Source organism: Rhodococcus sp. C-2 (assembly GCF_027854095.1).
Lineage (GTDB): Bacteria > Actinomycetota > Actinomycetes > Mycobacteriales > Mycobacteriaceae > Rhodococcus_F > Rhodococcus_F qingshengii.
This window is the reverse complement of record NZ_JAQGFI010000009.1, coordinates 274,547-295,522: the sequence shown is the minus strand read 5'-3', so window position 1 is coordinate 295,522 and position 20,976 is coordinate 274,547. Positions and strand designations below refer to the sequence as shown.

20 protein-coding genes are annotated in these 20,976 nt (G+C 61.5%); 9 read left to right on the top strand and 11 right to left on the bottom strand.

All coding sequences use genetic code 11. The features are described 5' to 3' along the window. Positions 1-547: 547 nt before the first annotated feature. Positions 548-1,144, top strand: a complete 597-nt coding sequence (locus PCS43_RS20840) for a recombinase family protein (protein ID WP_064075814.1) — start codon at positions 548-550, stop codon at positions 1,142-1,144. Between the two features lie 376 nt (positions 1,145-1,520). Here PCS43_RS20840 and PCS43_RS20835 read toward each other — a convergent pair whose 3' ends face one another. From PCS43_RS20835 to PCS43_RS20825, 3 genes are all read right to left on the bottom strand, one after another. Next, complete coding sequence (locus PCS43_RS20835; RefSeq protein ID WP_256066028.1) at positions 1,521-1,652, bottom strand: hypothetical protein; 132 nt, start codon at positions 1,650-1,652, stop codon at positions 1,521-1,523. 179 nt (positions 1,653-1,831) lie between these two features. Then, the gene (locus tag PCS43_RS20830; RefSeq protein WP_231915226.1) at positions 1,832-2,461 is read right to left on the bottom strand and encodes a hypothetical protein; all 630 of its coding nucleotides are present in this window, start codon (positions 2,459-2,461) and stop codon (positions 1,832-1,834) included. 699 nt (positions 2,462-3,160) lie between these two features. Continuing rightward, complete coding sequence (locus tag PCS43_RS20825) at positions 3,161-3,622, bottom strand: hypothetical protein (protein WP_064075815.1); 462 nt, start codon at positions 3,620-3,622, stop codon at positions 3,161-3,163. 501 nt (positions 3,623-4,123) lie between these two features. Between PCS43_RS20825 and PCS43_RS20820 the strand changes: the two genes are divergently transcribed. Beyond that, a complete protein-coding gene (locus PCS43_RS20820) occupies positions 4,124-4,369 on the top strand; it encodes a hypothetical protein (protein WP_064075816.1) in 246 nt (81 codons plus the stop codon). 817 nt (positions 4,370-5,186) lie between these two features. Here the strand turns inward: PCS43_RS20820 and PCS43_RS20815 are convergent. Beyond that, positions 5,187-7,112, bottom strand: a complete 1,926-nt coding sequence (locus PCS43_RS20815; protein ID WP_082893355.1) for a cutinase family protein — start codon at positions 7,110-7,112, stop codon at positions 5,187-5,189. Between the two features lie 843 nt (positions 7,113-7,955). Here PCS43_RS20815 and PCS43_RS20810 point away from each other — a divergent pair. The 7 genes from PCS43_RS20810 to PCS43_RS20780 all read left to right on the top strand — a co-directional run bounded on the left by PCS43_RS20810 (position 7,956) and on the right by PCS43_RS20780 (position 16,295). Continuing rightward, positions 7,956-8,318, top strand: coding sequence for a hypothetical protein (locus PCS43_RS20810; protein ID WP_141695856.1), 363 nt, complete (start codon positions 7,956-7,958; stop codon positions 8,316-8,318). 301 nt (positions 8,319-8,619) lie between these two features. Further along, complete coding sequence (locus PCS43_RS20805) at positions 8,620-9,279, top strand: hypothetical protein (RefSeq protein WP_064075818.1); 660 nt, start codon at positions 8,620-8,622, stop codon at positions 9,277-9,279. A gap of 300 nt (positions 9,280-9,579) precedes the next feature. Beyond that, positions 9,580-10,182, top strand: a complete 603-nt coding sequence (locus PCS43_RS20800; protein WP_231915227.1) for a helix-turn-helix transcriptional regulator — start codon at positions 9,580-9,582, stop codon at positions 10,180-10,182. Continuing rightward, positions 10,179-11,381, top strand: coding sequence for a sensor histidine kinase (locus PCS43_RS20795; RefSeq protein WP_064075820.1), 1,203 nt, complete (start codon positions 10,179-10,181; stop codon positions 11,379-11,381). The genes PCS43_RS20800 and PCS43_RS20795 overlap by 4 nt, the downstream gene beginning before the upstream one ends. Continuing rightward, on the top strand, positions 11,378-12,529 hold the full coding sequence (locus PCS43_RS20790; protein WP_064075822.1) for a hypothetical protein: 1,152 nt from the start codon (positions 11,378-11,380) through the stop codon (positions 12,527-12,529). The genes PCS43_RS20795 and PCS43_RS20790 overlap by 4 nt, the downstream gene beginning before the upstream one ends. A gap of 1,573 nt (positions 12,530-14,102) precedes the next feature. Next, positions 14,103-14,987 (top strand): hypothetical protein, encoded by an 885-nt coding sequence (locus tag PCS43_RS20785; protein WP_156525094.1) that lies wholly within the window; start codon positions 14,103-14,105, stop codon positions 14,985-14,987. A gap of 216 nt (positions 14,988-15,203) precedes the next feature. Further along, on the top strand, positions 15,204-16,295 hold the full coding sequence (locus PCS43_RS20780) for a hypothetical protein (RefSeq protein WP_064075473.1): 1,092 nt from the start codon (positions 15,204-15,206) through the stop codon (positions 16,293-16,295). Positions 16,296-16,593: 298 nt separating this feature from the next. Here PCS43_RS20780 and PCS43_RS20775 read toward each other — a convergent pair whose 3' ends face one another. The 7 genes from PCS43_RS20775 to PCS43_RS20755 form a co-directional block, all read right to left on the bottom strand. Next, positions 16,594-16,968, bottom strand: coding sequence for a hypothetical protein (locus tag PCS43_RS20775; protein WP_156525093.1), 375 nt, complete (start codon positions 16,966-16,968; stop codon positions 16,594-16,596). 55 nt (positions 16,969-17,023) lie between these two features. After that, entirely contained in the window at positions 17,024-17,584 is a 561-nt protein-coding gene (locus tag PCS43_RS20770) for a TetR/AcrR family transcriptional regulator (protein ID WP_270923090.1), read from the bottom strand. A 25-nt stretch (positions 17,585-17,609) separates the two neighbouring features. Next, positions 17,610-18,341 carry a TetR/AcrR family transcriptional regulator gene (locus tag PCS43_RS20765; protein WP_231915202.1) on the bottom strand — a complete coding sequence of 244 codons (732 nt, stop codon included), beginning with the start codon at positions 18,339-18,341 and terminating at the stop codon, positions 17,610-17,612. A gap of 80 nt (positions 18,342-18,421) precedes the next feature. After that, positions 18,422-18,619 carry a hypothetical protein gene (locus PCS43_RS33520; RefSeq protein WP_428481021.1) on the bottom strand — a complete coding sequence of 66 codons (198 nt, stop codon included), beginning with the start codon at positions 18,617-18,619 and terminating at the stop codon, positions 18,422-18,424. Between the two features lie 11 nt (positions 18,620-18,630). Continuing rightward, positions 18,631-18,804 carry a hypothetical protein gene (locus PCS43_RS33515; RefSeq protein ID WP_442972511.1) on the bottom strand — a complete coding sequence of 58 codons (174 nt, stop codon included), beginning with the start codon at positions 18,802-18,804 and terminating at the stop codon, positions 18,631-18,633. Positions 18,805-19,348: 544 nt separating this feature from the next. Further along, positions 19,349-19,519: a hypothetical protein gene (locus PCS43_RS33510; RefSeq protein WP_428481023.1), complete on the bottom strand. Its 171-nt coding sequence runs from the start codon at positions 19,517-19,519 to the stop codon at positions 19,349-19,351. 441 nt (positions 19,520-19,960) lie between these two features. Beyond that, positions 19,961-20,908, bottom strand: a complete 948-nt coding sequence (locus PCS43_RS20755) for a LysR family transcriptional regulator (protein ID WP_064075469.1) — start codon at positions 20,906-20,908, stop codon at positions 19,961-19,963. Positions 20,909-20,976: the final 68 nt, after the last annotated feature.

The following is a 20,976-nucleotide window of genomic DNA, read 5'->3' as shown; positions in this document are numbered from 1 at the left end:
CGCGAGATTCCAATCCGCCACTGAAACGAGTGCTCCGCCTGCGGCCCCGAAAATGGGTCCACCAATGATCAGCCCCACTATGAATCGGTAAACCGAGACCTTGTCGATCCGTATCGATCGGAAGTCATTTGCTGGTAACTGGCCGTATAGATCGTGAACGGTTGGGAGTAGTACCACCGCAACACCGCAGCACCTATGAGTCCACACGTTAGGCCGAAACCGGCAAAGACCAGCACTGTCACGGCCACCGACCGGGGTGGCGCTTTCACAACTTCTCTTCCAGAGTCACATACGCACGCTACCCAACCAGAATCTCAACCATCACCTCCTCATCCAAATCCGCTGAGCGCCCTCCTGCGGGTTTGGGCGTGCGTTTTGACCATCGTCATACCGGACGATCTCGAACACGCTCCTACGTGCGATTCACCTGGGGAAATTTCTGCGCGTTCCGTCCATTTTGCTGTCCGTTGAAATAATCCGATATGGCATAGTTTCTAACGGACGATTCGTCCACTGGACGTCGTGAACGGCAAAAATCGGGAGTGGAATGAAGATCGGCTACGCGCGTGTGAGTACGGCGGCTCAGGATTCGTCGATTCAGGTCGAGCTTCTTGCCAAGGAAGGTGTCGGCCGAGACCGGGTCTACGTCGATCACGGAATCAGTGGCCGGCAGACACAGCGACCCGGACTCGACAATGCGATCAACGCCGCCCGCGACGGCGACGTCTTCTGCGTGACCAAACTCGACCGGCTCTCCCGATCAGCGAAGGACCTTCACGAGACTGTGGGGCGACTGGCGGACAAGGGTGTGGCGTTGTCGATCGACGGGAAGATCTACGACCCCACCGACCCGATGGGCAAGATGTTCATCGGCGTCCTCGGACTGATGGCCGAATTCGAATCAGACCTGATCAGAAGTCGGACCAGAGACGCCGTGGCCGCGGCTGCCGCGGCCGGCAAGATGAAAGGTCGTCAGCACAAGCTCACCCCAGAAGAGCGTGCGTACCTGCTGCAAACGTACGAGACGGGACAGTTCAGGATCGAAACACTGTGTAGGAATACAGGTTTGAAGCGTTCTGCGCTGTACGCAAACATCGAGTTGGCACGCACCGAACGGGATGCAGAAAGACTTCCGGCACTCTGATCTCGCCAGTCAGTCGATCCAGCATTTCCACGGCCGCGACCTGTTTATCGAGCGCTCTGTGCCAAATAATTCCGAGAATCACGGAGCTACGCGAGGGTCTCGACCACCGACAGAGCGCCGATCCGCAGAGCATGCGCTTCAGCCTCGGCCGAGGTTTGTACCGGAAAGCTGGAATATCTTCCGGCCGTGGATATTCACGCAATCCGATTGCCGGCACCCGATCGGCAATGACCGCTTCTGCGCCTCTGAGATCCATCTGCTCGACAACTGCTCCCTGCGCGCTGGACCGTCGAGTTCGGATCCAGCGCGGCGGGAGCAGTTCCTGCCGAGCCCACACTTCAGCGGCATTTCGTTCGTGTCAGCCCGAAACTGATGCTCAGCTGAGCGAGTTCAGGGCGGTGATGAAAGAGACGGCGGTGATGCCGAGCTTGAGCAGTTCGCTGACCTTGCCGAGATTGAGATCCTCGAGCGATTCGGTGCTCAGCGATGCGGTGTCGAAAGATCCCATGAAAACTCCTCAGAAATTATTGATTGAACGGTAGTGACAAACAGCGGAACAAGAAGAAGGGCGGACCCCGGATACACCGGGCTCCCCCCCTTCTTCGACTTGGGGCTACCCGTTCGCCGGGCGGTGGCCGTTCGTGACCGCTACCGCACCCACCGGATGTCATGCCCCCGGCCGTTTCCCTAGCTGCCGAAGATGTTGCCCAGGTTGCCGAGTGAGCCGGTGCCGGTCTCAGTCTCGGCATCCTTCTTCGCGAAGTTGGTGGTGCAACCGTTGAACGTCACCGCATCCACGAGAGTGGAGGTTGCGGCCGAGCCGCGACCGATACTGATGCCGTAGTGATCGACGACAGCGTTCGGCTGCGCTTCGGCGATGGCGTCTAGGCTTACACGGGCGAAGTCCTTTGCGCCGTCAATGTTCTGGGTGCTCCACCACTGCCCGTCCTGCAGTTCGGTGTGCACGGCGCCCTCGGTGGTGTCCGGTGCGGTCACGCCCGGAACCCACACGAGGGTGGTGAAGCCGGTGTCGGTGAACTTTCCGCCGGTGGTGCCGCTCAGCCGCAGCTGGAACGATGCCTTCGCCGTCTCCGCGCGCTCAGCGAATCTGATGTCGGTGTCGAGGATGTCGGCGAGCTTCACACCGCCGGCCGAGTGATACGACACGGAGCGGTCTTCGACGCCGTCGACCTCAAGCTCGAGGGAGCCGTCCTCGTCGAGCACGTTCTCGGCCGAGTACGAGGCAGTCTGATTCTTCTCGTCGTCGAACGGGATACCCCAACCGTTGGCGTTGGTTCGGTGGAGGTCGCATCGCACGTGAAGCCGGGAGCCGTCTCGTCCGAGCCGAGCGAACCAGTGGGCAGCGCGCCGGCGAAAGCGGGGGCGATCAGGGCTGCAGAGCTGACGAGTGCGGCGACAATTCCGGCGCGGCGAGCAGTGGTGGCATACGAGTTGAACCTCTCGATAAGGAATGCAAGTAAAGATCAGCAAAAACTAGCACAGACTGTCCGGTTTGTGAATATTAAACTATCACGTGACCGTAATTCACAGACAACTGGAAACCGTTGCTTGGTAACGTGTTTCACTTTTCGGACAGCTGTTCGAATTCTCACATGGGATACTGCGTCCATTGACGTTGATCAGTCAGGTTCTGCGTTCATCGAAGCCGGCGCGGCGCGATGGCCCCGACTCCAACCTTTCCCCGCGTGCAGGAATCGTCGTTCGAGAGACGATCCGAACGAAAAGGAGCTCCACCGGCAAGGGAGTGAGACTTCGCCAGTGGAGCCCTGGCGCACTGAAAACCGTGACAGAAGCCAGCGCACCGAACAGGGCCGTCGACGCTCACCGAGAGACCGGCAAGCCCTGGCGCCACCCTCTCGGGGTTGGGTCGAGAACACGCGGCGCCATCAACCCTACGACCAGAAACAGGCTACGACCTTCCGAACACACACTGCCCGCTGACAATCGCTGTCCGTTTCCGCACGCCGCAGTTCCGTTTCACACAGCAAGTTGGGGTCAGGACGACCCGAAGAGATTTCCGAGGGAACCGCCCGGTCCTCCCTCTCCCCCCGTCGTCCCGGTAATGGTGAACGTGTCCGCCTGCACCATCGAGTTCACCCATTCGGAGTTTTCGTTCTCCGTCGTCGTGCATCCGGCGTAGAAGACATACGTGCCCGCGGCAAGGTCATCGACGGTGTACGTCTTGGTGTCACCGGGCAACACGGGATCAGGGTGGGTGTCCCAGTTCGAGGTGCCGATATCGAAACCGGCGGGGAAAACAGTTGTTGGTGCAAGGTCGGCGGTCAGCACAGTCAGGCCGCAGTGCGAATTGATCGTGTTGGTGTTGGTGACAGTAGCGCTGAACGTGTCACCGGCGATGCTTGTCTGGACGGTCGGGGTCTGAGGGATGACCACGTCGGCCGACGCGACTGCAGCTCCGGCAACTGTCGTCGCGGCGATCGCTGCAGTTGTTGTCATGAACCTTCGAAGATGCATAGTTTGTCCCTTTTCTCTGCAGATCGGTGACGGCCGGACCGGCGTCAGTGGGGGCTGCCGAGGCCACGCTGGTGGGGTCGTCTGATGGGTCGTCCACTCGACTGCTCGACCGTAGTACGCACGTCAGAGCTTGCCGAGACCCCAAAAATGGGGGCGAACGATACGGGTGTGCAATGAAAGTTCGTCTGTTCGAACTCGACACCGGTAACTGCATGGTTGTCCACGCGCGATGCTCGTATCTGCCCAACCACGCTCGCCTGAAAATCTCGACCCAGGGTTCTGGAAGCGCTGCCACCGCCCAACCAATAGCTTGGGGATAACTGATCCTCTGCGATGCGATGCTAAAGTCCGATTGATCAAAGATTGCACTGTCTTCACAAGGTCGGGACCGAATGGAGTGTGACGTCCCATGCCTGAAATAGAACTTGTCTCCGACACGTCGTGGAGTCGGCGCGAGTGCAGCCATGTCGAGGCGAGGCAGCAGTGTTGAGTAGATTTCGGCGTGACGCCGCCATCCTCGCCGCGTACCTCGCGCAATTCGAAAACACCGAATCGAACTGCGCGGACCCTCACACCGCCGCGACGGCACTCACGCCCGAGGAACGACGACAACGTCGACGCGACTACACCGACAGCCTCGCCTGGGCGGCCGCGACACAGGTCAACGATGAAGACATCGCGGCCCTCACCCGGATGCGGCAGCGCTACGGTTTCCCCACGCGATCATGACTGTCGGCAGCCCCCACACGCCCGCCGAGACTCGTCGCCGAGAAATAACGAAAGGAACCCGATCGATGAGCGAAGGCTACTTCCGAACCCAGTGCCGCGGATGCGACCTCCGCGTCTACGAAGGACCCTGGATCCCACCGCGAGAGCGTCACCTCCTGCACGAGCAGCACCGCGCACTCTGCACCAGTGCGCCGCCCACAGCCCCGACTACGACGACTCCTACGTCGGTGACCACCGTGCCCACCCCGTTGTTCCTCCTTCGCGGCGAGCATCGAGAACCCTCACCGCAAACATCCCGGTCGCCCGCGAAAAATACTCTACTACAACAAGTCCGATAGCGTGCGGAGGACCATCTCGAATCGGGACCAGGACATACCAATCGCGCCTGTCGGTCGTGAGTCTCCACGTCGGCTTACACGCGTGCCCGAATTCTGTCAGCAGGCTTCCCACAGGAGGCAAACAGCCGCTCACCGCGCACAGATCGCATCACTCAGCGGAACTCTCTGGCGCCGCCGACGAACCCGGCCTGCCCCTTGAGAATCGGGGAATTATTGTGCAGTAGCGGGTTTCGCAGTTATGTTTCCGGTGGGTGCCCGTCGACCGGCTGGTCACTCGACGGGAGGCGGGACGCCTGTCTCCCGCGCTCCCCCATGCACCCCCGTGTTTCGTCAGGCGGCAGACGCAAGCGATGAAACAACTCTCGCGTCCGAGTTCTTCGCCACCACCATTCTGGGGCGGGATGCGCCAGACCGAGACGACTGTTGTCCCGGGACCTTTGCGGCACCGGAACAACGATCGCTGACACGGAGGTTGTTCGTCAGCTCCCGAAGATGCTGCCAGAGCTGCCGACGCTTCCCGTCCCGGAGCCGCTGGGAACGTGCACCGTCGAGCCGTCGACGACATACCCTAAGGGTCCATCGGTGACCTGTGTCTCGGTGACGAGGATCGGCAGTCGGTACACGCTGCCGTCGTCGCCGCGCAGTTCCAGATGATGCTCACCGGCAGGAACATTCGGGACGACGAAATCGATAATCGCCACGCCGTCGTTCACCTCGAATGTACCGACCTCGACTGGGTCGGAGAACAACGTTCCGACGAACTTGCCCGCTTCTCCGATCTTCCCTGGGATCGCGATGAAACCGGCCCACAGATGCGTACCGGACTGCACGACAACCTGATCGGCACTGAGCCCGCCGTGTGAACGTGCCACCGCGGTGTGTCCCAAGGAGTTGAACAGTATTTGACCACTGCAGTCGGTGCCGTACTGCCAGGCGTTGCTCACTGCCGGGCATTGCATCGACAATGCCGAATACAGGGTGTGGGTCATGGTCTCGGATAAAAATTTCGACGCGATCGCTTCGTGGACCGCCAACGAGCTGGTATCGCACACCACATCACCGATCATGCAGATCGAGGACACAAGTCCGGCGTGGGCATCCTTGAAGGTCAGCGCATCAGGATCAGCGATCGACGCCGAGACCGAGGCGCCGGAGCCGTTCGTCGAGCCCAGCTTGTTCCATCCCCCGACGTTTTCGGCGCGGTTGGGTTGATGCGAGGGATCGCCGATGACGACGATTTTCTTCACCTGTGTGAACAGCGACGTCTCGCCGCTGCGGTGGGCGTTGCCCATGGCCTTGTTGATCACGTCGGCACCCTGGGAATAGCCGGCGAGTACCACGGACGCCTGATGGCAGTGCGAGGCGATCAGGCGCAGTTCCTTGGCGAGGTTGTCGGCACCGACCGCGACGGATCGTTGGTACCGGTCGAGGTAGGAGAGGTCGAGGAGATTGACCGGAATCGCGGGATAGCGGATCGCGCGGGCCTGCATCGATGCGATCTCCGGGGTGCCGGCTGCGCCCTGATGGTGCAGTTCGTCGAAGACGGCTTTGACGGGTTCTCCCATCCCCGTGGTGCGGGCGTTGGGGCCGGAATCTTTGGCGTAGACAGGATCGAAGGTCGCGGACTCGTACTCTTCGAGTGTTGTGTCCGGCCCTTGACCGTCCTCACCCTTCTCGCTGGATCCGCGGACGCCGACGAAGTACATGTCATCGCACTCGGCGGGGTTGGTCGTTTCCACTGCCGCGGAGATGGCTGCGGCGAGCTCGTCGGTATTGGTGGCGGTGAAGTACTGCCCGCCGGTGGCATTGGCGATGCAGCTCAGCTCGCTCTCGGCATTGGTCGGGGCGTTGAACCCGACGGCATGGACGCGGAAGTCGACACCGAGATCGTTCTTGATCTCTTGGGCAACGGCACAGGGGTTTCCGCAGCTGCTCTGTCCGTCGCTGATCAACACGATGGTGCGGTCCCCGCTGGCCGGCAGGTCGCGCGCTGCTGCCCTCAGGGCGTCCGGTGTGGGGGTACCGCCGTCGGCGGAGAGTTGCGTTGTCGCGGCATTGAGTTGGTCTTTGTTGTCGGTGGCGACAGGAACCAACAACCGGCCACCGTCGCCGCAGCTGCCGCTGAAACTACGCAGCCCGGCCGCCTGGCCGGGAGCGAGCGCGTCGATTCCTGCGCGCAGCGCCTCTTTCGCTTGCGTCAGTGGGGATCCCGACATCGATCCCGAGGTGTCGACGACGAACAACACACTCGATTGCTGCGATGCCGATTCTTGTGCCTGGGCGATCGGCGCCGAGATCGTGGCCACGGCTACCAGCAGGCTCAGCAGTGCAAGCACCGCATTCCGTCGATGCCCACTGGCGGATCCAGTGCGGCCGGTAGGCCGCTGCTGTAATCGTGTCCTCATGTGTTCTCGTCATCCCTTCACTGCCGTCGGTGCACCTGTGCACTGAGGCGCGGTGCCTGTGCGCTGCTTCCGTGCACGAGCGAGACGTGTCGAATGTTTCGGTAGGATCGGGTGTAGCGATGTGCCGGTTCCGGAGTGTTTTCGTCCCTCGCTAGCGTCACCTGATCAGATGTATCTCAGTCGACAGCCCACCCTCGCGCATGCCCCCAATTCTGTGGTCTCCCCAAACACGCCCCGGTGCGATACCTTCCGGCGTGCACGACGATGCGGACGCCTCCCGAATGGGCGCCCCCGGAAGCTGTCACCCGCTCGTATCACCGAATGTGTGTGCGCCGTAGTCGTTGTCAGCACCCGTCGACCACACGCTCATCGCTGGAGCCGCGAAGGGTCAGCGGCCGAGCGACGAGGCACCTGCTGCCCGATCTCGTGCATGGGAGCAACTGGGTTCGTCCTATACCGGATGAAAGTCTCGAGGCGCGCCGAGTCGCGCGCCCGACTGCTCGATGGCAGGCGTCTTCGTGTCGTGGTTGTCGGAGACGGAAACGGGGTAACTACTGGCACACACTGTGACGAACTTATGTTTGCGCGATGTGCACTCGAGGCCAGTCCGAACAGTGCCTGCGCTGGGACTGACGAAACCACCCGGCGTGCACGTGCACCCACCGTCTCATCTCTCGGGAGGACCGCATGAAATATCATCGCCGGGTAGGAATTTCCCCTCTGCCGTCGTCGGCGTCATGCGACGTTCCTCTCTCACGCGCACGGTCGACCCGACGAGTCGCTCTCTGCCGAAGAGTAGAGATCGTCGTTCTGGCGATCCTTGTAACTGCGGTCGTCACAAGCATGTCCCGCGCTTCGGCGGCACCCGTCGACACTGTGCTGCCCATCCCGGTCGCCGGCCTCGCCACCGGCCCGACCGGGCTCGGCGGGCCTCTGGTCGGGCAACATGTCACGGCCACCACCGACACCGAACGCCCCGGAATCACCGAATTCCGTGGCACCGAAGGCATCTGCGCGTGCATGGTCCACTGGCGCAACCTCACCACCGGCGTTGCAGGCACCTCGAACAACTTTTGGTTCGGTTTACCCGCTACCGGAGCCACCGCAATCACCGGTTCGGGTGTCCTGGTTGCCACCGTCACCACCAGCGGCGCCGGAAGCCCGATCACCGTTCTCCCCGGCGCCGGACTGTGGATCGTTCCCTGACCGACTACTGCGCTCTCAATCCCCATTCTTTGAAAGAGCGCCGAGCACGTGTCACGATTGCACGGCCGCCGTGCCAGCATCCGCTCGGCCTGTCACCGTCGGAGGCAGGTACGCGAACCTTACGGTCGTTTACATTCGGTGACAATGTCGGTCAGAGGCGCATGCACGTACTGTGCCCCCAATTCTGCTGTCTCGCAGCCGACTTCTACCCGGTCTACGGTCGAACGATGACGTGCGAACGCTGAGCCGCCCCAGGTTTTCGGCATCGCTGTACTGTCCACAACGGGGTGAGGACCATCGCATGAACGCCACCGGCATCAGACCGTATCTCGTCGTCCGGGCCATCGGAGCTGTTCCGATTCTGATTGTCGGCGTCAAAGGGATCACCGGTTTCTACAACGACGACATCGCGTGGATGCTCTTGCTGACCGCCCTCGGCCTCACGGTGTGGTTTGTCTCGGATCGGATGCGCAAGAAGAACACCACCTGGGACAGCCTGCGCGCAGTCCCCGTCCGATATACCGGTGGATCCGAAAGCCCTGCCGCCGAGTCTGTCTCGGGGTACGGCCGATTCGCGCTCGATCATGCATTGCTGTTCTCGGCGCCCGTCCGCAGCGTAGTGATCCGGGAACATCTCCTTCACACACTGCAGCCTGGTCCTGGGCCCTCGGCCCAACACTTCGGCCTGTACCTGATCGAGAACACCGACCCGCGGATCAGTGTGCGGTTCGGCTCGGTCGCAGCGCCCGACTTGTTCACTGCGGTCATCTCCCTTCAAGACAATGCCTCAAGTGCAAGCGGGCGCCTCGACTTCGTCTCCGCGCACTCGCAGAACGGCGTCCTGGTCGCCGGCGAAACGATCGAGCGCCTCCGCCGCGACATCGCCGACGCCGTTCGATCGCTCGCACCGAACGCCTACCTCGCGGACACGCCCGTCGCCGGCGCGATCATCAGGATGTGACCGACAAGAAGGAGACATCATCACCCGCACCCACTGTCGTGCCTGAATCCATTCCCGTCTCGACCTGCCCATCCGCGATCTTGGCGGACCAGATGCCTGACATATCAGCGAATGGTCCCGCGCTGTGCACTGCGCCTGAGAACACCCGCAAACCGACTTCCCGTTCCGAACTCCCTGCTATGTTCTGTCGATCCTATTCACACGCGCAGCGGAGTCCACCACGTGACCGATACCCCCTCCTACTCCCCCACCGACACGGCCCACCGCATCGGTGTCGTCGAGGACCATGAGGCGGTCGTCATGGGCCTCGAGGCGATGCTCGCCCCGTACCCGTCCCTGTCCGTGTGCGCCTCAGCACCCACCGTCTCCGCACTACTCGCCCAGGAGGTCGCGTTGGATCTGGCGATCCTCGACCTACGCCTCGCAGACGGATCGTCCCCTAAAACCAACGTCGACGAGCTCCGCGCCGCGGGTCTGGAAACCCTGATCTTCACCGGCGCCGAAAATCCGTACCTCGTGCGTTTGGCAGCCAAGGCCGGGGTCCTCGGTGTGGTGCGCAAATCCGAGACCTCCGATGTCGTCGTGGCCGCCATCATCGCCGCCGCAGCGGGCGAACCTGTCGTGACCACGGAGTGGGCCGCTGCCGTCGATGGTGACCCCCATTTGGCCGAGGTCGATCTCAGCCCGCGCCAGCGTGATGTGCTCGCCCTCTACGCCTCCGGGGAAAAGGCCGACCGTGTGGCTCGCCTGACCGGATTGACCACCCACACCGTCAACGACTACCTCGGCCGTATCCGCGCCAAATACGCCGACGCCGGGCGCCCCGCGAACACCAAAACCGACCTCTACAAACGCGCCGTCGAAGACGGGTGGCTTCCGGTCCCCGAACGCGGACTGCGATGACCAGCCCGGCCGTGCTGTCCCCCGCGACGGGGGTCGGCCAGGAGAACACCGATCGCATCCTGCGCATGTTCGCCCGCTTCACCAGCGTCGGCTACCTCGCCTACCTCGCACTGCTGTACCCCTCGATCATTACGACGACGCCGCACATGCATCGATGGTGGACACCTCTCGCTGTGCTGACCGTATTCGGATCCGGCATGCTGCCCGGCCTGCTCTCCTTCCGCCGCAGCACCGCAGCGATGCGCTCGGCGGCCGCCGTGGCCGCACTGGTCTTCCTCGCGGCCGCGTTCACCTGGCCCCTGGCATGGACCGGGGCCCAACTGCCAGGCGATGACGGCGAATGGCTGGCAGCCTTCCCCGGCCTGGCCAGCCTCGCCGGCGTCATCGCCTGGCCGACGAGCGTTGCCTTTATCCATCTCGTGATCGGCTGTACCACAGTGCAAATGATCAACCTCGCCGCCCGAGTCAACGCATCAGCGTCGATGCTCGTACCGGACATCACGTTCGCGATCATGTTCTGCACCCTGTTCGTCGGCGGCGCCGCGATGGCACTACGCACCGGCCGATTGCTCGACACCACGACCGAGTCCACCCGCGCCGCCGCCGCAAGCGCTGCCGCCCAACGGGCCCGCGCCGTCGAACGCGAACGCTTCGACGCCCTCATCCACGACGGAGTGATCGCCACCCTCCTGACCGCCTCCCGGCCTGTGCACCGACACAATGTCCGTGCCCTCGCCTCAACGACCTTGCGTGAACTCGACGAACTGCACACCGTCAGCGATCCCGATCAGTCCATCGGCCTCGACGAGACCCTCGCCCAACTACGCACCGCTACAGTCGATATCGACCCCAACGCCTCGTTCGTCGTAACCGGCACCGAGACTGCAGAAACCTTGCGGATTCCCGTGAGCATCGTCCGGTCCATGAGCGGTGCGCTCTCCGAAGCACTGCGCAACAGTCACCTCCACGCCGGACCACGGGCCACCCGAACAGTCACCGCCGCCTTACAGGCTGACAGCATCGCCATCACCATCGCCGACGACGGCGTCGGATTCGACCACGCCTCGATCCCCCCACACCGCCTGGGCATCGCCGTCAGCATCCTCGGACGAATGCGACCCATCGCCGGTGGATCAGCGCGGGTGGACTCGCGGCCCGGACGCGGCACCACCGTGCACATCGAATGGACGGAGCCATGACCGACGACCGCACCGCATCGAGCGCGAACCATCACACCTCGGACACCCGCGATGTCCGCGAACTCCTCGGGCTGCGCACCACTGCAGCCGCTGTAGTCGTCGGCGCGTTCATCGCGACGTTCCTTCTCCTCGCGCTCACCACAGCCCCCACAGCAAAGTCGTTGTGGGCCGAAACATCAGCTTGGATTGTGGTCAGTGCCGCCGCGGTCACCCTCATCCGGACCGCCGGTGATCCTCTGCCGTATCGGACAACTCTTGCGCTGATGCTGGCGGGACCGATCAGCCTCAATCTGGTGTTCGCGGTCGTACCGATCCCGATCGACGGTCTATTACAACTCTGGCCTCTCTCCGCCGCGACCGCGATCTACACCTATATGTGTGTCCGCGGACGGACTTGGTGGGCATGGCTCGGGATGACCGCCACCTTGGCGAGTTGCGCCTGGTGGGCGCAACGAACCGGACAAAGCGCCGGCTACGGCATCGGAATCTCCGCCATCAACCTCGCCCCACTGTTGATGGCGACGTTCTTCGCCTGGACCATCCGTCCCGCCGCCCGCGACATCTTCGCACTGCGCGAACAAACCATCATCCGCGTCGCCGCCGAAGCCGCCGACACCGCAATCCTCGACGAACGCGACCAACAACTGCGACGACTCGACAACTTGGCCCGCCCCCTCCTCCAACACCTCGCCACAGACGAGGACATCACCGACGAGCAACAACTGGCGTGCACCCTCCTCGAAGCGCACCTACGCGACACCCTCCGAGCCCCCATTCTCGACACCGCCGCCATCGCCGCCGCAGCCAGGGCAGCACGTGCACGGGGAGTCGACGTCATCCTGCTCGACGACCACGGCATGGACCAGACCGCAGACCCCGTCCGCGAACAGATCATCACTGCAGTCCTCACAGCCCTCACCGAAGCCACCGACGGCACACTCACCGTCAGAGTGTCTCCCCCACAACGCGATACCCTGCTGACCATCCTGCACCGACGCAGCGACGACACCACCCGCAGCGAATACGGGCAGGACGGACTCGCCCTCCTTGCCCCCGACACGCTCATCGATCTGGCCACCGCGTCGCTCCTTCCGAATCGGACAGAGGGGACCACTCGCGGAGGCGACGACGCGCTGGACGAGCCGTGATCGGATTCGGACTACCGCTGGTTGAGTCTGTCGAGGAGCTCGTTGAAGGAAGCCTCGAAGGTCGACAAACTGCTCTTGCAGTAGTTCGCGGAACCCGTTGACGTCGAACTCATCCCACACCCGGCGTTCTCAAAAGCCTGTGCTGATCGCTGACAGTGAGAGCCTGGCCCTGAACCGAACCTGCAGCGATACCGACTTGAGTAATCCTATGCGCAAAATCGGCTTTATCCTCCACTACAGCCAAGCAGTTACTGCCGTGTGCCTTCGTGCACCTGATGTCGGCAAGTTCTTCGCCGTCTTTGCAGAACTGGCTGCAAAAGACGCTCGAAGCGCGTGGCGCTGGACTCAGTAGAGTTTCCGTTCCCACATCCGGTGAGCAACACCACGCCAAACATCAGAGCACCAACAGCAAGGGCACCGACCGAGCTACTCCGTGTCATGAACATCTCCTCTACTTAAATTCATTATCCATCCTGGACCAGTCCGCAGTGGTGCGGTAAGGGGATGACTCCATTAACTGCCTCGTCGCCCGCAGAGAAAACGTGGCACCCCCTGATTGACAAATACGGGGTTTAATCCTGACTGTAGCGCGGAATCTGCATCAGTGAAGTAACAGCCAATAACCTAGCGCACCACCGTACTCACTTTGAGGCATACCCGTGGTGGCGTTGCCCAAGGCATCGGATAAGGCACCCATTCCTTCTGGCATTCGAGGGAAAGTTCCCGGAGGAATCGGGTGGACAATCGACCTCGCCATCGGGCTCACTCAGCACTCAACTGCTCGATTTTGCGTTCTCTTACGTAAAGGTAAAAAGTATCTGGTCCTTGATTTACTTATTCACGACGGCGTGTGCCCCCACTTTTGCCGTCTCGGCGATCCCTCCAAGTTCAACTACTGTCAAAACTCTCTCACCCGCTCAACCTCACGAACTCCAAACCTGAACATGCCTTTCGGAGGAACCTATGGCGTTCGAACTTCGCCCCTATCATGTTGCGCGAGCCCTGACAGTACTGTTTGCCATCCCTGCATTCTGGACCTTCTCGGTCGAAGGAGTGACGACAACCACGGAGTACGACCTAGCGACAGGAAAAGCCTCGTCCAGCAACGACTTCGGGTCGCAACTGGGCGGTAGTATCGTATGGATTATCCTCGCAGTCGCATCCGGTATAGCGGCCTGGCACCTGGCAAAGAACCGCGTAGCATGGCCCGAATCCATCAAAGCGCAATTGCGGCAGTTCAAACTCGTCCCGCCCGCAGCAAACCCGAACAGCACTCACCCTTGATCGACAATCTTGGCCTGGTTCATCGTGAGGTCACCAATTAGAGTTCGCCACACACGCTGCGTCGATCGTGGAGATGCGTGCATCGACTAATCAGTGCGTGTATCGACTAACCAGAAGGGTTCATCAACGCATGGTCTCGAGGTTCCAGATCGCGGCGGTTGTGGGTATCGCTGGGGCTTTGACATTGTCCGGTTGCGGTGGCTTCGACGATTCATTGTCGGGATCCACTAATAGGAACCCAGCTGATTGGGCACTGACTTTCGGTGGGGCTGGACCAGTGGTGGCCGGAATGAGCGAAGCGGACCTTCTTGCCCAGGGAATTGCCCCCGCCGGGGAACCAGTGGACGGGTGCATGCGCTACTCGATCGGCAACTACGGCGCAACCGTTGAAATATTCACTATCGACGGCAAAATAGTCGGCGCTAATAGCACCTCGACATCAAGCGGGATCACATCCGCGTCGAGCGAACAGGACATCAGAACTGCCTATCCTGAAGCTACTTTCACTTCGACGCCAAATTTCAGGTCACCGCAAAACACCGATCTGCTAGTTAGCGATCCGAACCATCCTGACCGATATTTGGCCTTCTCCATCGGAGCAGACGGATTCAATCATTACGAGATTTGGAGTGGTACGAAAGAATTCGTCACCGAACCATTTCTCATGTGCACAAACGCAGGAAATTCAGTCGCCGCAGCCACCTCGTCAGCAGTTTCTACCACGAGCTCCCCTACCTCAGCAGGAGCGATAACTTTTGGCGGCTACGGCAACATTGTCACCGGCACCGTGGAATCAGAACTGGCCAGCCACGGTATCGACGAAACTAACATGAGGACTGTCGGTGGCGATTGCACCGTCTACTACGACGGGACCACCGCTGCAATCAACGTGAAAAATGACGTAGTTGTCGGCGCGGTGGGCTCACGGGCAATTTACGGAGTGGGAACAGGCAGCACCCCCGCGCAGGTACGCAACGCCTTCAGCGGCGATGTGATCGAGCAAGTGAATGACCTCGGCCCAGTCCTCGTGGTCAGCCAGCCCAGTAAGCCGACCATGTATTTAGGTTTCCAGTTCGAGAACGCGAAAATTGGTGCTCTCAGCGACTCCGACACCGTCACTCAGGTTCGTGGTGGCACCAAGAAATTCGTGGCAACCCCGCTCGGCGGATGCTAGCTAAACCACCAACCGGCGGCACCGACGCTGAACCGTGCAGAATCGCAGAAGAGACTTGCATCATCTGCTCTCGCGCCGGAGTAATGCCGGCGCTCATCTATCGGTAAGGATGTGCAGAGCATGCGCCCCGATACCAGGCCGTCGGTGTAGCAAAAGCCTAGAACCACGCGACTACAGGTCAGATCGTCGAGCTGACCAGACTCATCAGGGAGATGCATGCGGCACAAGGCAGCACAGCTACTCGGCTTGCGACGCGCAACGATTACAGCGATCGTCGGTATGACCCTCGTGGCAACCGCCTGTTCAACATCCGGCCAGGCCGTCAGTGCCCAGCCCGAGACGGCAAGCGCGTCCTCCCAGCCGGCGCAACAACCGAACCGTCAACCAACTACCGACGCGCTCGCCACCCCCGGAAGCACCTGCGGCACAGTCACTTTCCCGGCTGGCACCCCCGGCACCGTAGTCGTAGAGACTGGTGCGATCACCTGTACCGATGCTGTGGCGCTCATCAACCGCTACTACAACGATCCGGTGATCACCCGCCAGGGCAACACCATGTCGGCGATGTTCGATGGCTGGACGTGCGTGAGCCCGACCGCTGTCGCCTCCCAGTTGGCCGGCTATGGATCGAAGTGCGAGAACGGTGACCTCACACTTGTTGTCGTTACGGGCGATGGAGCGGCCAATGCCACTGCAACAGCGACGTCACCGTGCACTGCTGACGCCATCGAGACCGACCTCAGTCGCGATATTGGTGGCCAAATCCGTTGCCACGGACAGTGGGCGTACGTGGTCTGGAACCGTCTGGGCGACTCCTCCTCTTTGGTCCGTGTGGTCGCCGGCAAGTGGGTTGTCTACACATCGTTCCCGACCACAATGTGCCCCACCCAAGCGCGGGCAGATGGCGTCCCCGAAGCCGAACTGAGCAGCTTCACCCACTGCGCCGACGACTCCGGCGGCCATACCGACGGCGGGTCAGGAGATCTCGGGCTGTCGACGCCTATCACCCAACCCACGTGCGATGGTCTCGGGATCGTGGTCGTCTACAGCGCAACCAAGCCCGGAAACTATGCCACCGAAGTGGGAAATGCCCTCGCCGCGCACCCCGGCGCGAAGTACCTGCGCACCGACCACTCCTGCCCATCCCTCCGTCAGGAGAGCAACGAGGGAAACCCGATCTACGCGGTTTACAAACCCGCTGGCTATACACAGGCCGAGGTATGCGCCGGCGTCCACCGGGAAAACGACGACGCCTACGGCAAATGGTTGGACATGAAGACCGACCCCAACATCATCATCGCCTGCTGATACAGATTCATGTTCATACGAAAGACCGCTATCGAGCGGTGCCGAGCAGCCTGAGACCAGTGGCAGATATCGAGCGTATCTGACCAGTCGATACGCTCGATACCTGTTCGCGTTCAGCATCATTCAAGGTGGTGTGATCTTCCAACTTTTTGACGGTCGCCGCCGCTTAGGGCTAGGTCAAACGCCGCGCGGTCGTCTTCGATAGACGTCGATACCGCCAATCGGCCCGGACTCCGCCACCACCCGAGAATCCTGATCGGCGGAATTCTCACAACCGCCAGGTCCCACATCATCTGGTCTACCCAGTTTGCCCCAGGGTGAAGCCGGTTGCTCCGGCGAGTTCGACGATCGCGGTGTGATGTCGAGTAGGACGGAAGAGCCTGCGCTTCGATGCAGGCGTCGCAGCGAAGACATATTTCTTGTCCTCATCGACGACACAGGAGAGAGTCGTCGTGATGCGCACCGCGTGCCCTTCGAGCGCTGCGCACAGGGCGACTGCTTCGCTGTGGAGTTCGGCGAGTAGGTCTTCGGTGATGCGGGCCGCGTCGACTCGCTTCTGGAAGACGAGATCGCCGCAGGCTTGGTGGTGGGTGATGAAGGTGCCGACCCGGACCAATGCTTGCGCAGCGGATTCGGGTTCAGGTGCACCGTAACCTGACCGCGTCGTGCCCATGATTGACAGTCCCCCGGCTTCCATTGTGGTTTTCGCATTCTGACATGAGGTGCGATCAACCGAGTGCGCCGCGGAGGTGCGCTGCGACAATGTCCTCGATGCGGGTGGTGAGGTCGACGTTTTCGTGCAGGACCGCTGATGCGTTGACGGCTCCGATGGTGCCGGCGCACAGGTTCCATGCGAGTCGGTGTGTGGTGGGCGTGTCGGTGAGTTCGCCGGTGGTGATGGCGGTGTCGATGATGTCGCTGATGGCGTCGACCCAGTGTGCGAAGCCGGCTGCCTTGTCGATGGTGGGTTCGAGGGTGAGTTTCATGCCGGCCCGCACATTGGTGTCCTCGGCGATCTGACGAGCGAGGGACGTGAAGATCGCTGCCAGCTTCTCCCCCAGGCTAGTGCGCGGGCCAGCCGCCAGTGCTTCGCTGACGGTTTCGTCGAGCGTGCGGTTCCAGTCCGAGATGACGTGCTGCGCGATCGCTTCTTTGGATGGGAAGTGGTAGTACATTGCGCCTTTGGCGAATTTTCCGGTAGCGCTGAGGGTGTTGATGCTGGTGTGGCCGTATCCGTCGGTGTCGAAATGCCGGGCTGCGACGACGATGATCGCTTCGCGTGTTCGCACTGCACGGTCCTGCATTGCCGAGTTCTTACTGCCGGGGACGCGACCGATCCGGTGAGTTGTCGTGGTGGCAGCATTTTCCGGGACGTTCGCCGATTCGATGGGGCTGTTCACAGAGATGCTCCTTCGACCATGCGAACGGGTCCGTTCCACACCACATCAGCAGTAGATCGTCGATCCGCCTGCTGATGGTGTGGTTCTCGTCGAGGCTGGCGGCCACCTGCACAGCGCCGACGAAACCGGCGCAGAGAGTATCGGCAAACCGCGACACGGCGGAGTCGAGGGCGCCGGAACGACTCGCGTCGACGACGATCGGTTCAATCGCAGCGGTCCACGCTTCGTAGGTGGCGCGGGCGCCGCCGAGCGACTTGTCGACGGACAGGATGAGGCCGGCGCGGATGATCGCCTCGTTTTGGGTGCGGCGGGCGAGTTCGCGGTAGATCATCAGTACTTGCCGGTCGGCGGGTTGACCGGTTGCGATCGCTTTCCCGACTGTCGCGGTGACTGCGTCGGACCAGCGGCCAAGCATCTCCCTCGCGATGGATTCCTTCTTCGAGAAGTGGAAGTACATCGCGCCCTTGGTGACCGGGGCGAGTGTGACGATGTCGTCGATGGTGGTGCCCGCGTATCCCGTTTTGCTGAACAGGGTTGCGGACGCCTCGAGGATCGCTTCGCGGGTGATTTTCGCTCGTGGCTGCATCGGTGGTCGGCCGGTTTTTCCGTGGTCGATGCCTTCGGAGAGCTCGTTATGATCGTTCATTGGTCACAGGTGCTTTCTGTGGTCATCGGCCCCGGCGGTGTTACAGCATTGTCGGGGCCACCTTTGTTGGTGAGACTTGTTCAGACGGTGGTGAGTTCGCGGTCAGCGATGTTCTCGGCGGACCGAAGGTCGGGCAATGGCGGGCTCGTGAATCCTGCTTCGCGGGCTGCGGTATCGAACTTCTCGTACCGTCGCCATGCGGTCGATGTCGCGACAGGCGGTTTCGTTTCCAGAGCGATGGTCTCCCACGTGAGGTTCGGGTTTGTGAGCTTGCGCACTGCTGTATCTTTCACGTTCTTCGCGAGATTCGACCGGGATTCGACCGGGCGCTCAAGGACATGAGGTCGTCTATGTCGGCATCGGTGTCGGCCTGTGCTTCTTCGGCATCGCGGCGGGCTGGGGACTCCGCAGCGGTGTCTTGGGAGTCGAGGATCTCGTCCAGGTCGTTCATCGTTTCATCCACGAAAAAAGGTTCCGCATAGTCCGCAATAGCGTCGTCAATGCAGGCCTTCGCATCCGCCGTTGTGGCGTCTACGTCTAGATCCGACTCCCGATGGTCCGCAATATTGTGGGCGAACTTCTCGCAGGGCTGAGGGACGCGGATTGGTCCCCGGCCTACGGTGAGGTCAGACGCAGTACTCTGTGAATCCTCACTTTCGGTGGCATTTTCGACGATCGCACGGTAAGTGGCGTAGGCCGTTCCGACTGCCTTCACCAGGATTGTGATTCCGTGGGTGAATGCCAAGACCAGGGCCGGCGGAATGATCGCTATGGCCGCCGCAATGGCCGGCGCAAGTGGAATGAGCCCAAGGTCTCCCCCACCATCGATTGACTCCTGTACGGCGATTGCTGCGATAGGCGTGGTAGGCGTTTCCGAGGATGCTGATCGCGACGACGCTGACTGCGAGGGCGATGTAGAAGCCTCTGTCGCGTTCGTTCATGTTGAGCGTGCTGATGATGACGATGGTGGCGCCGAGGATGGCGCTGTCGACGATCGCAGGGAAGATTCAGGTCAGGTGTTCGGGGATCAGTGCTTGCCGTGCGAGGTCGCGTTGCACGGCGAAGGAAAGTACGAATGCGCCGGTGGTGGTACCGAGCGCAATGACGATCGCGAGTGCCAGTGCGGCGAGCAATGCGCCTAGCTGAATGCGAGCTGCCCGAAGGCTAAAGTCGGTCATGACTGGGTTCTTTCCTTCCAGGGGCAATCGGTGGTCGTTCCACGGAAGCACCCTTCGGCCCGCCAGTGGGGGAGCAGAACGGGCTCGCTCACAGCCCACAAGTCATCGGGAATCTCATCGGCGCGCAACACATATTCAGCATCGAGCATCAATCTTTCGCGCTCCTAATTAACGACAAACTAGCCGATGGAAGAGTCTGCGAACACCGCTGCAACGAACCCCTGTGCGTTCTCGTGGAGTCGGAGCACCTCAGCCCCCCCAGACCGCGTACCTGCGATACGCGGTCGCCTGTGGGACCCCCCCGGGATATTTCCGCAGGGGTGTAGACGCAGGCCGCCAGCCGTTGAAGCGAGACTTCACACCGTTGCCGTCGACCATCACGTGGTCCGTTCCCTCCATCCGCACCTTGTCGCCGACCGTGAGCCGCACTCGCGGCCCGATTCACGGAGAGTCGAGCAGCTCGATTCCGTAGTCGGCGACGACGGCACGCACCTCGACGAGGTAGCGCTGTGCCTGCGCCGTGAGCGGGACCCCGGAATGGCTGATCCAGCCGATCTCGATGCTCTCGTCCACGGCGAGTGGGATGGCGACGATCTCGGGGTCGAGATCGTCACTGATGATGCCGGTCGAGATCGTGTAACCGTCGAGTCCGATCATGAGATTGAAGATTGTCGCGCGGTCGGAGACCCGGATTTCCCGCTTGCTCGACAGGGTGGAGAGGATCTCTTCGGCGAAATAGAACGAGTTGTTCGCGCCCTGGTCGAAGGTGAGCCGTGGCAGGTCGGCCAGATCATCGAGAGCGACGCGATCTCGGGAGGCCAACGGGTTCTGCCTGGAGATGAAGATGTGCGGCACCGCGGCGAAAAGCGGGCGGAACACCAGACCGGAATCTCGCAGAAGCTTGTCGATGACCTTCCGGTTGAAGTCATTGCGGTACAGGATGCCCACTTCACTGCGGAGCATCCGGATGTCCTCGATGATGTCCCAGGTCCGGGTCTCACGAAGCGAGAACTCGTACTGTGCCGCGTCAACGGAGTCCACCATCCGGATGAACGCCTCGACCACGAATGAGTAGTGCTGAGCCGAGACTCCGAGCAGCCGACGGGACGGTGGCTGACCGAGGTAGCGCTGCTCCAGCAGCGACATCTGCTCGACGACCTGCCTGGCATAGCCGAGAAACTCCGCGCCCTCCTCGGTCAACGTCGCCCCACGGGCCGATCGAGTGAGGAGGGTGCGTCCCACTCGGGATTCCAGGTCTTTCATCGCGGCAGACATGGTCGGCTGGGCGACGTAGAGAAGGTCCGCGGCGCCGGTGATCGACCCCTCCGCCGCGACCTCGATGAAGTAATGCAGTTGCTGCAGTGTGATGCCTCTGGACTCTCGCGCCATAGCTAAATGCTATAGAGGACCATAGGAAACATTTGTTACCCGATAACTGAACTGGAACTGCAGGATAG

Bases quoted from the DNA above. Each gene is read 5' to 3' on its own strand.
- PCS43_RS20780 (WP_064075473.1), top strand. From the start codon at position 15,204: ATGCGGCACAAGGCAGCACAGCTACTCGGCTTGCGACGCGCAACGATT.
- PCS43_RS20765 (WP_231915202.1), bottom strand. From the start codon at position 18,341: ATGAACGATCATAACGAGCTCTCCGAAGGCATCGACCACGGAAAAACC.
- PCS43_RS20810 (WP_141695856.1), top strand. From the start codon at position 7,956: ATGTCCCGCGCTTCGGCGGCACCCGTCGACACTGTGCTGCCCATCCCG.
- PCS43_RS20795 (WP_064075820.1), top strand. From the start codon at position 10,179: ATGACCAGCCCGGCCGTGCTGTCCCCCGCGACGGGGGTCGGCCAGGAG.
- PCS43_RS20800 (WP_231915227.1), top strand. From the start codon at position 9,580: ATGGGCCTCGAGGCGATGCTCGCCCCGTACCCGTCCCTGTCCGTGTGC.
- PCS43_RS20790 (WP_064075822.1), top strand. From the start codon at position 11,378: ATGACCGACGACCGCACCGCATCGAGCGCGAACCATCACACCTCGGAC.
- PCS43_RS20805 (WP_064075818.1), top strand. From the start codon at position 8,620: ATGAACGCCACCGGCATCAGACCGTATCTCGTCGTCCGGGCCATCGGA.
- PCS43_RS20835 (WP_256066028.1), bottom strand. From the start codon at position 1,652: ATGGGATCTTTCGACACCGCATCGCTGAGCACCGAATCGCTCGAGGAT.
- PCS43_RS20840 (WP_064075814.1), top strand. From the start codon at position 548: ATGAAGATCGGCTACGCGCGTGTGAGTACGGCGGCTCAGGATTCGTCG.
- PCS43_RS20815 (WP_082893355.1), bottom strand. From the start codon at position 7,112: ATGAGGACACGATTACAGCAGCGGCCTACCGGCCGCACTGGATCCGCC.
- PCS43_RS20775 (WP_156525093.1), bottom strand. From the start codon at position 16,968: ATGGGCACGACGCGGTCAGGTTACGGTGCACCTGAACCCGAATCCGCT.
- PCS43_RS20825 (WP_064075815.1), bottom strand. From the start codon at position 3,622: ATGACAACAACTGCAGCGATCGCCGCGACGACAGTTGCCGGAGCTGCA.
- PCS43_RS33510 (WP_428481023.1), bottom strand. From the start codon at position 19,519: ATGACCGACTTTAGCCTTCGGGCAGCTCGCATTCAGCTAGGCGCATTG.
- PCS43_RS20785 (WP_156525094.1), top strand. From the start codon at position 14,103: ATGAGCGAAGCGGACCTTCTTGCCCAGGGAATTGCCCCCGCCGGGGAA.
- PCS43_RS20755 (WP_064075469.1), bottom strand. From the start codon at position 20,908: ATGGCGCGAGAGTCCAGAGGCATCACACTGCAGCAACTGCATTACTTC.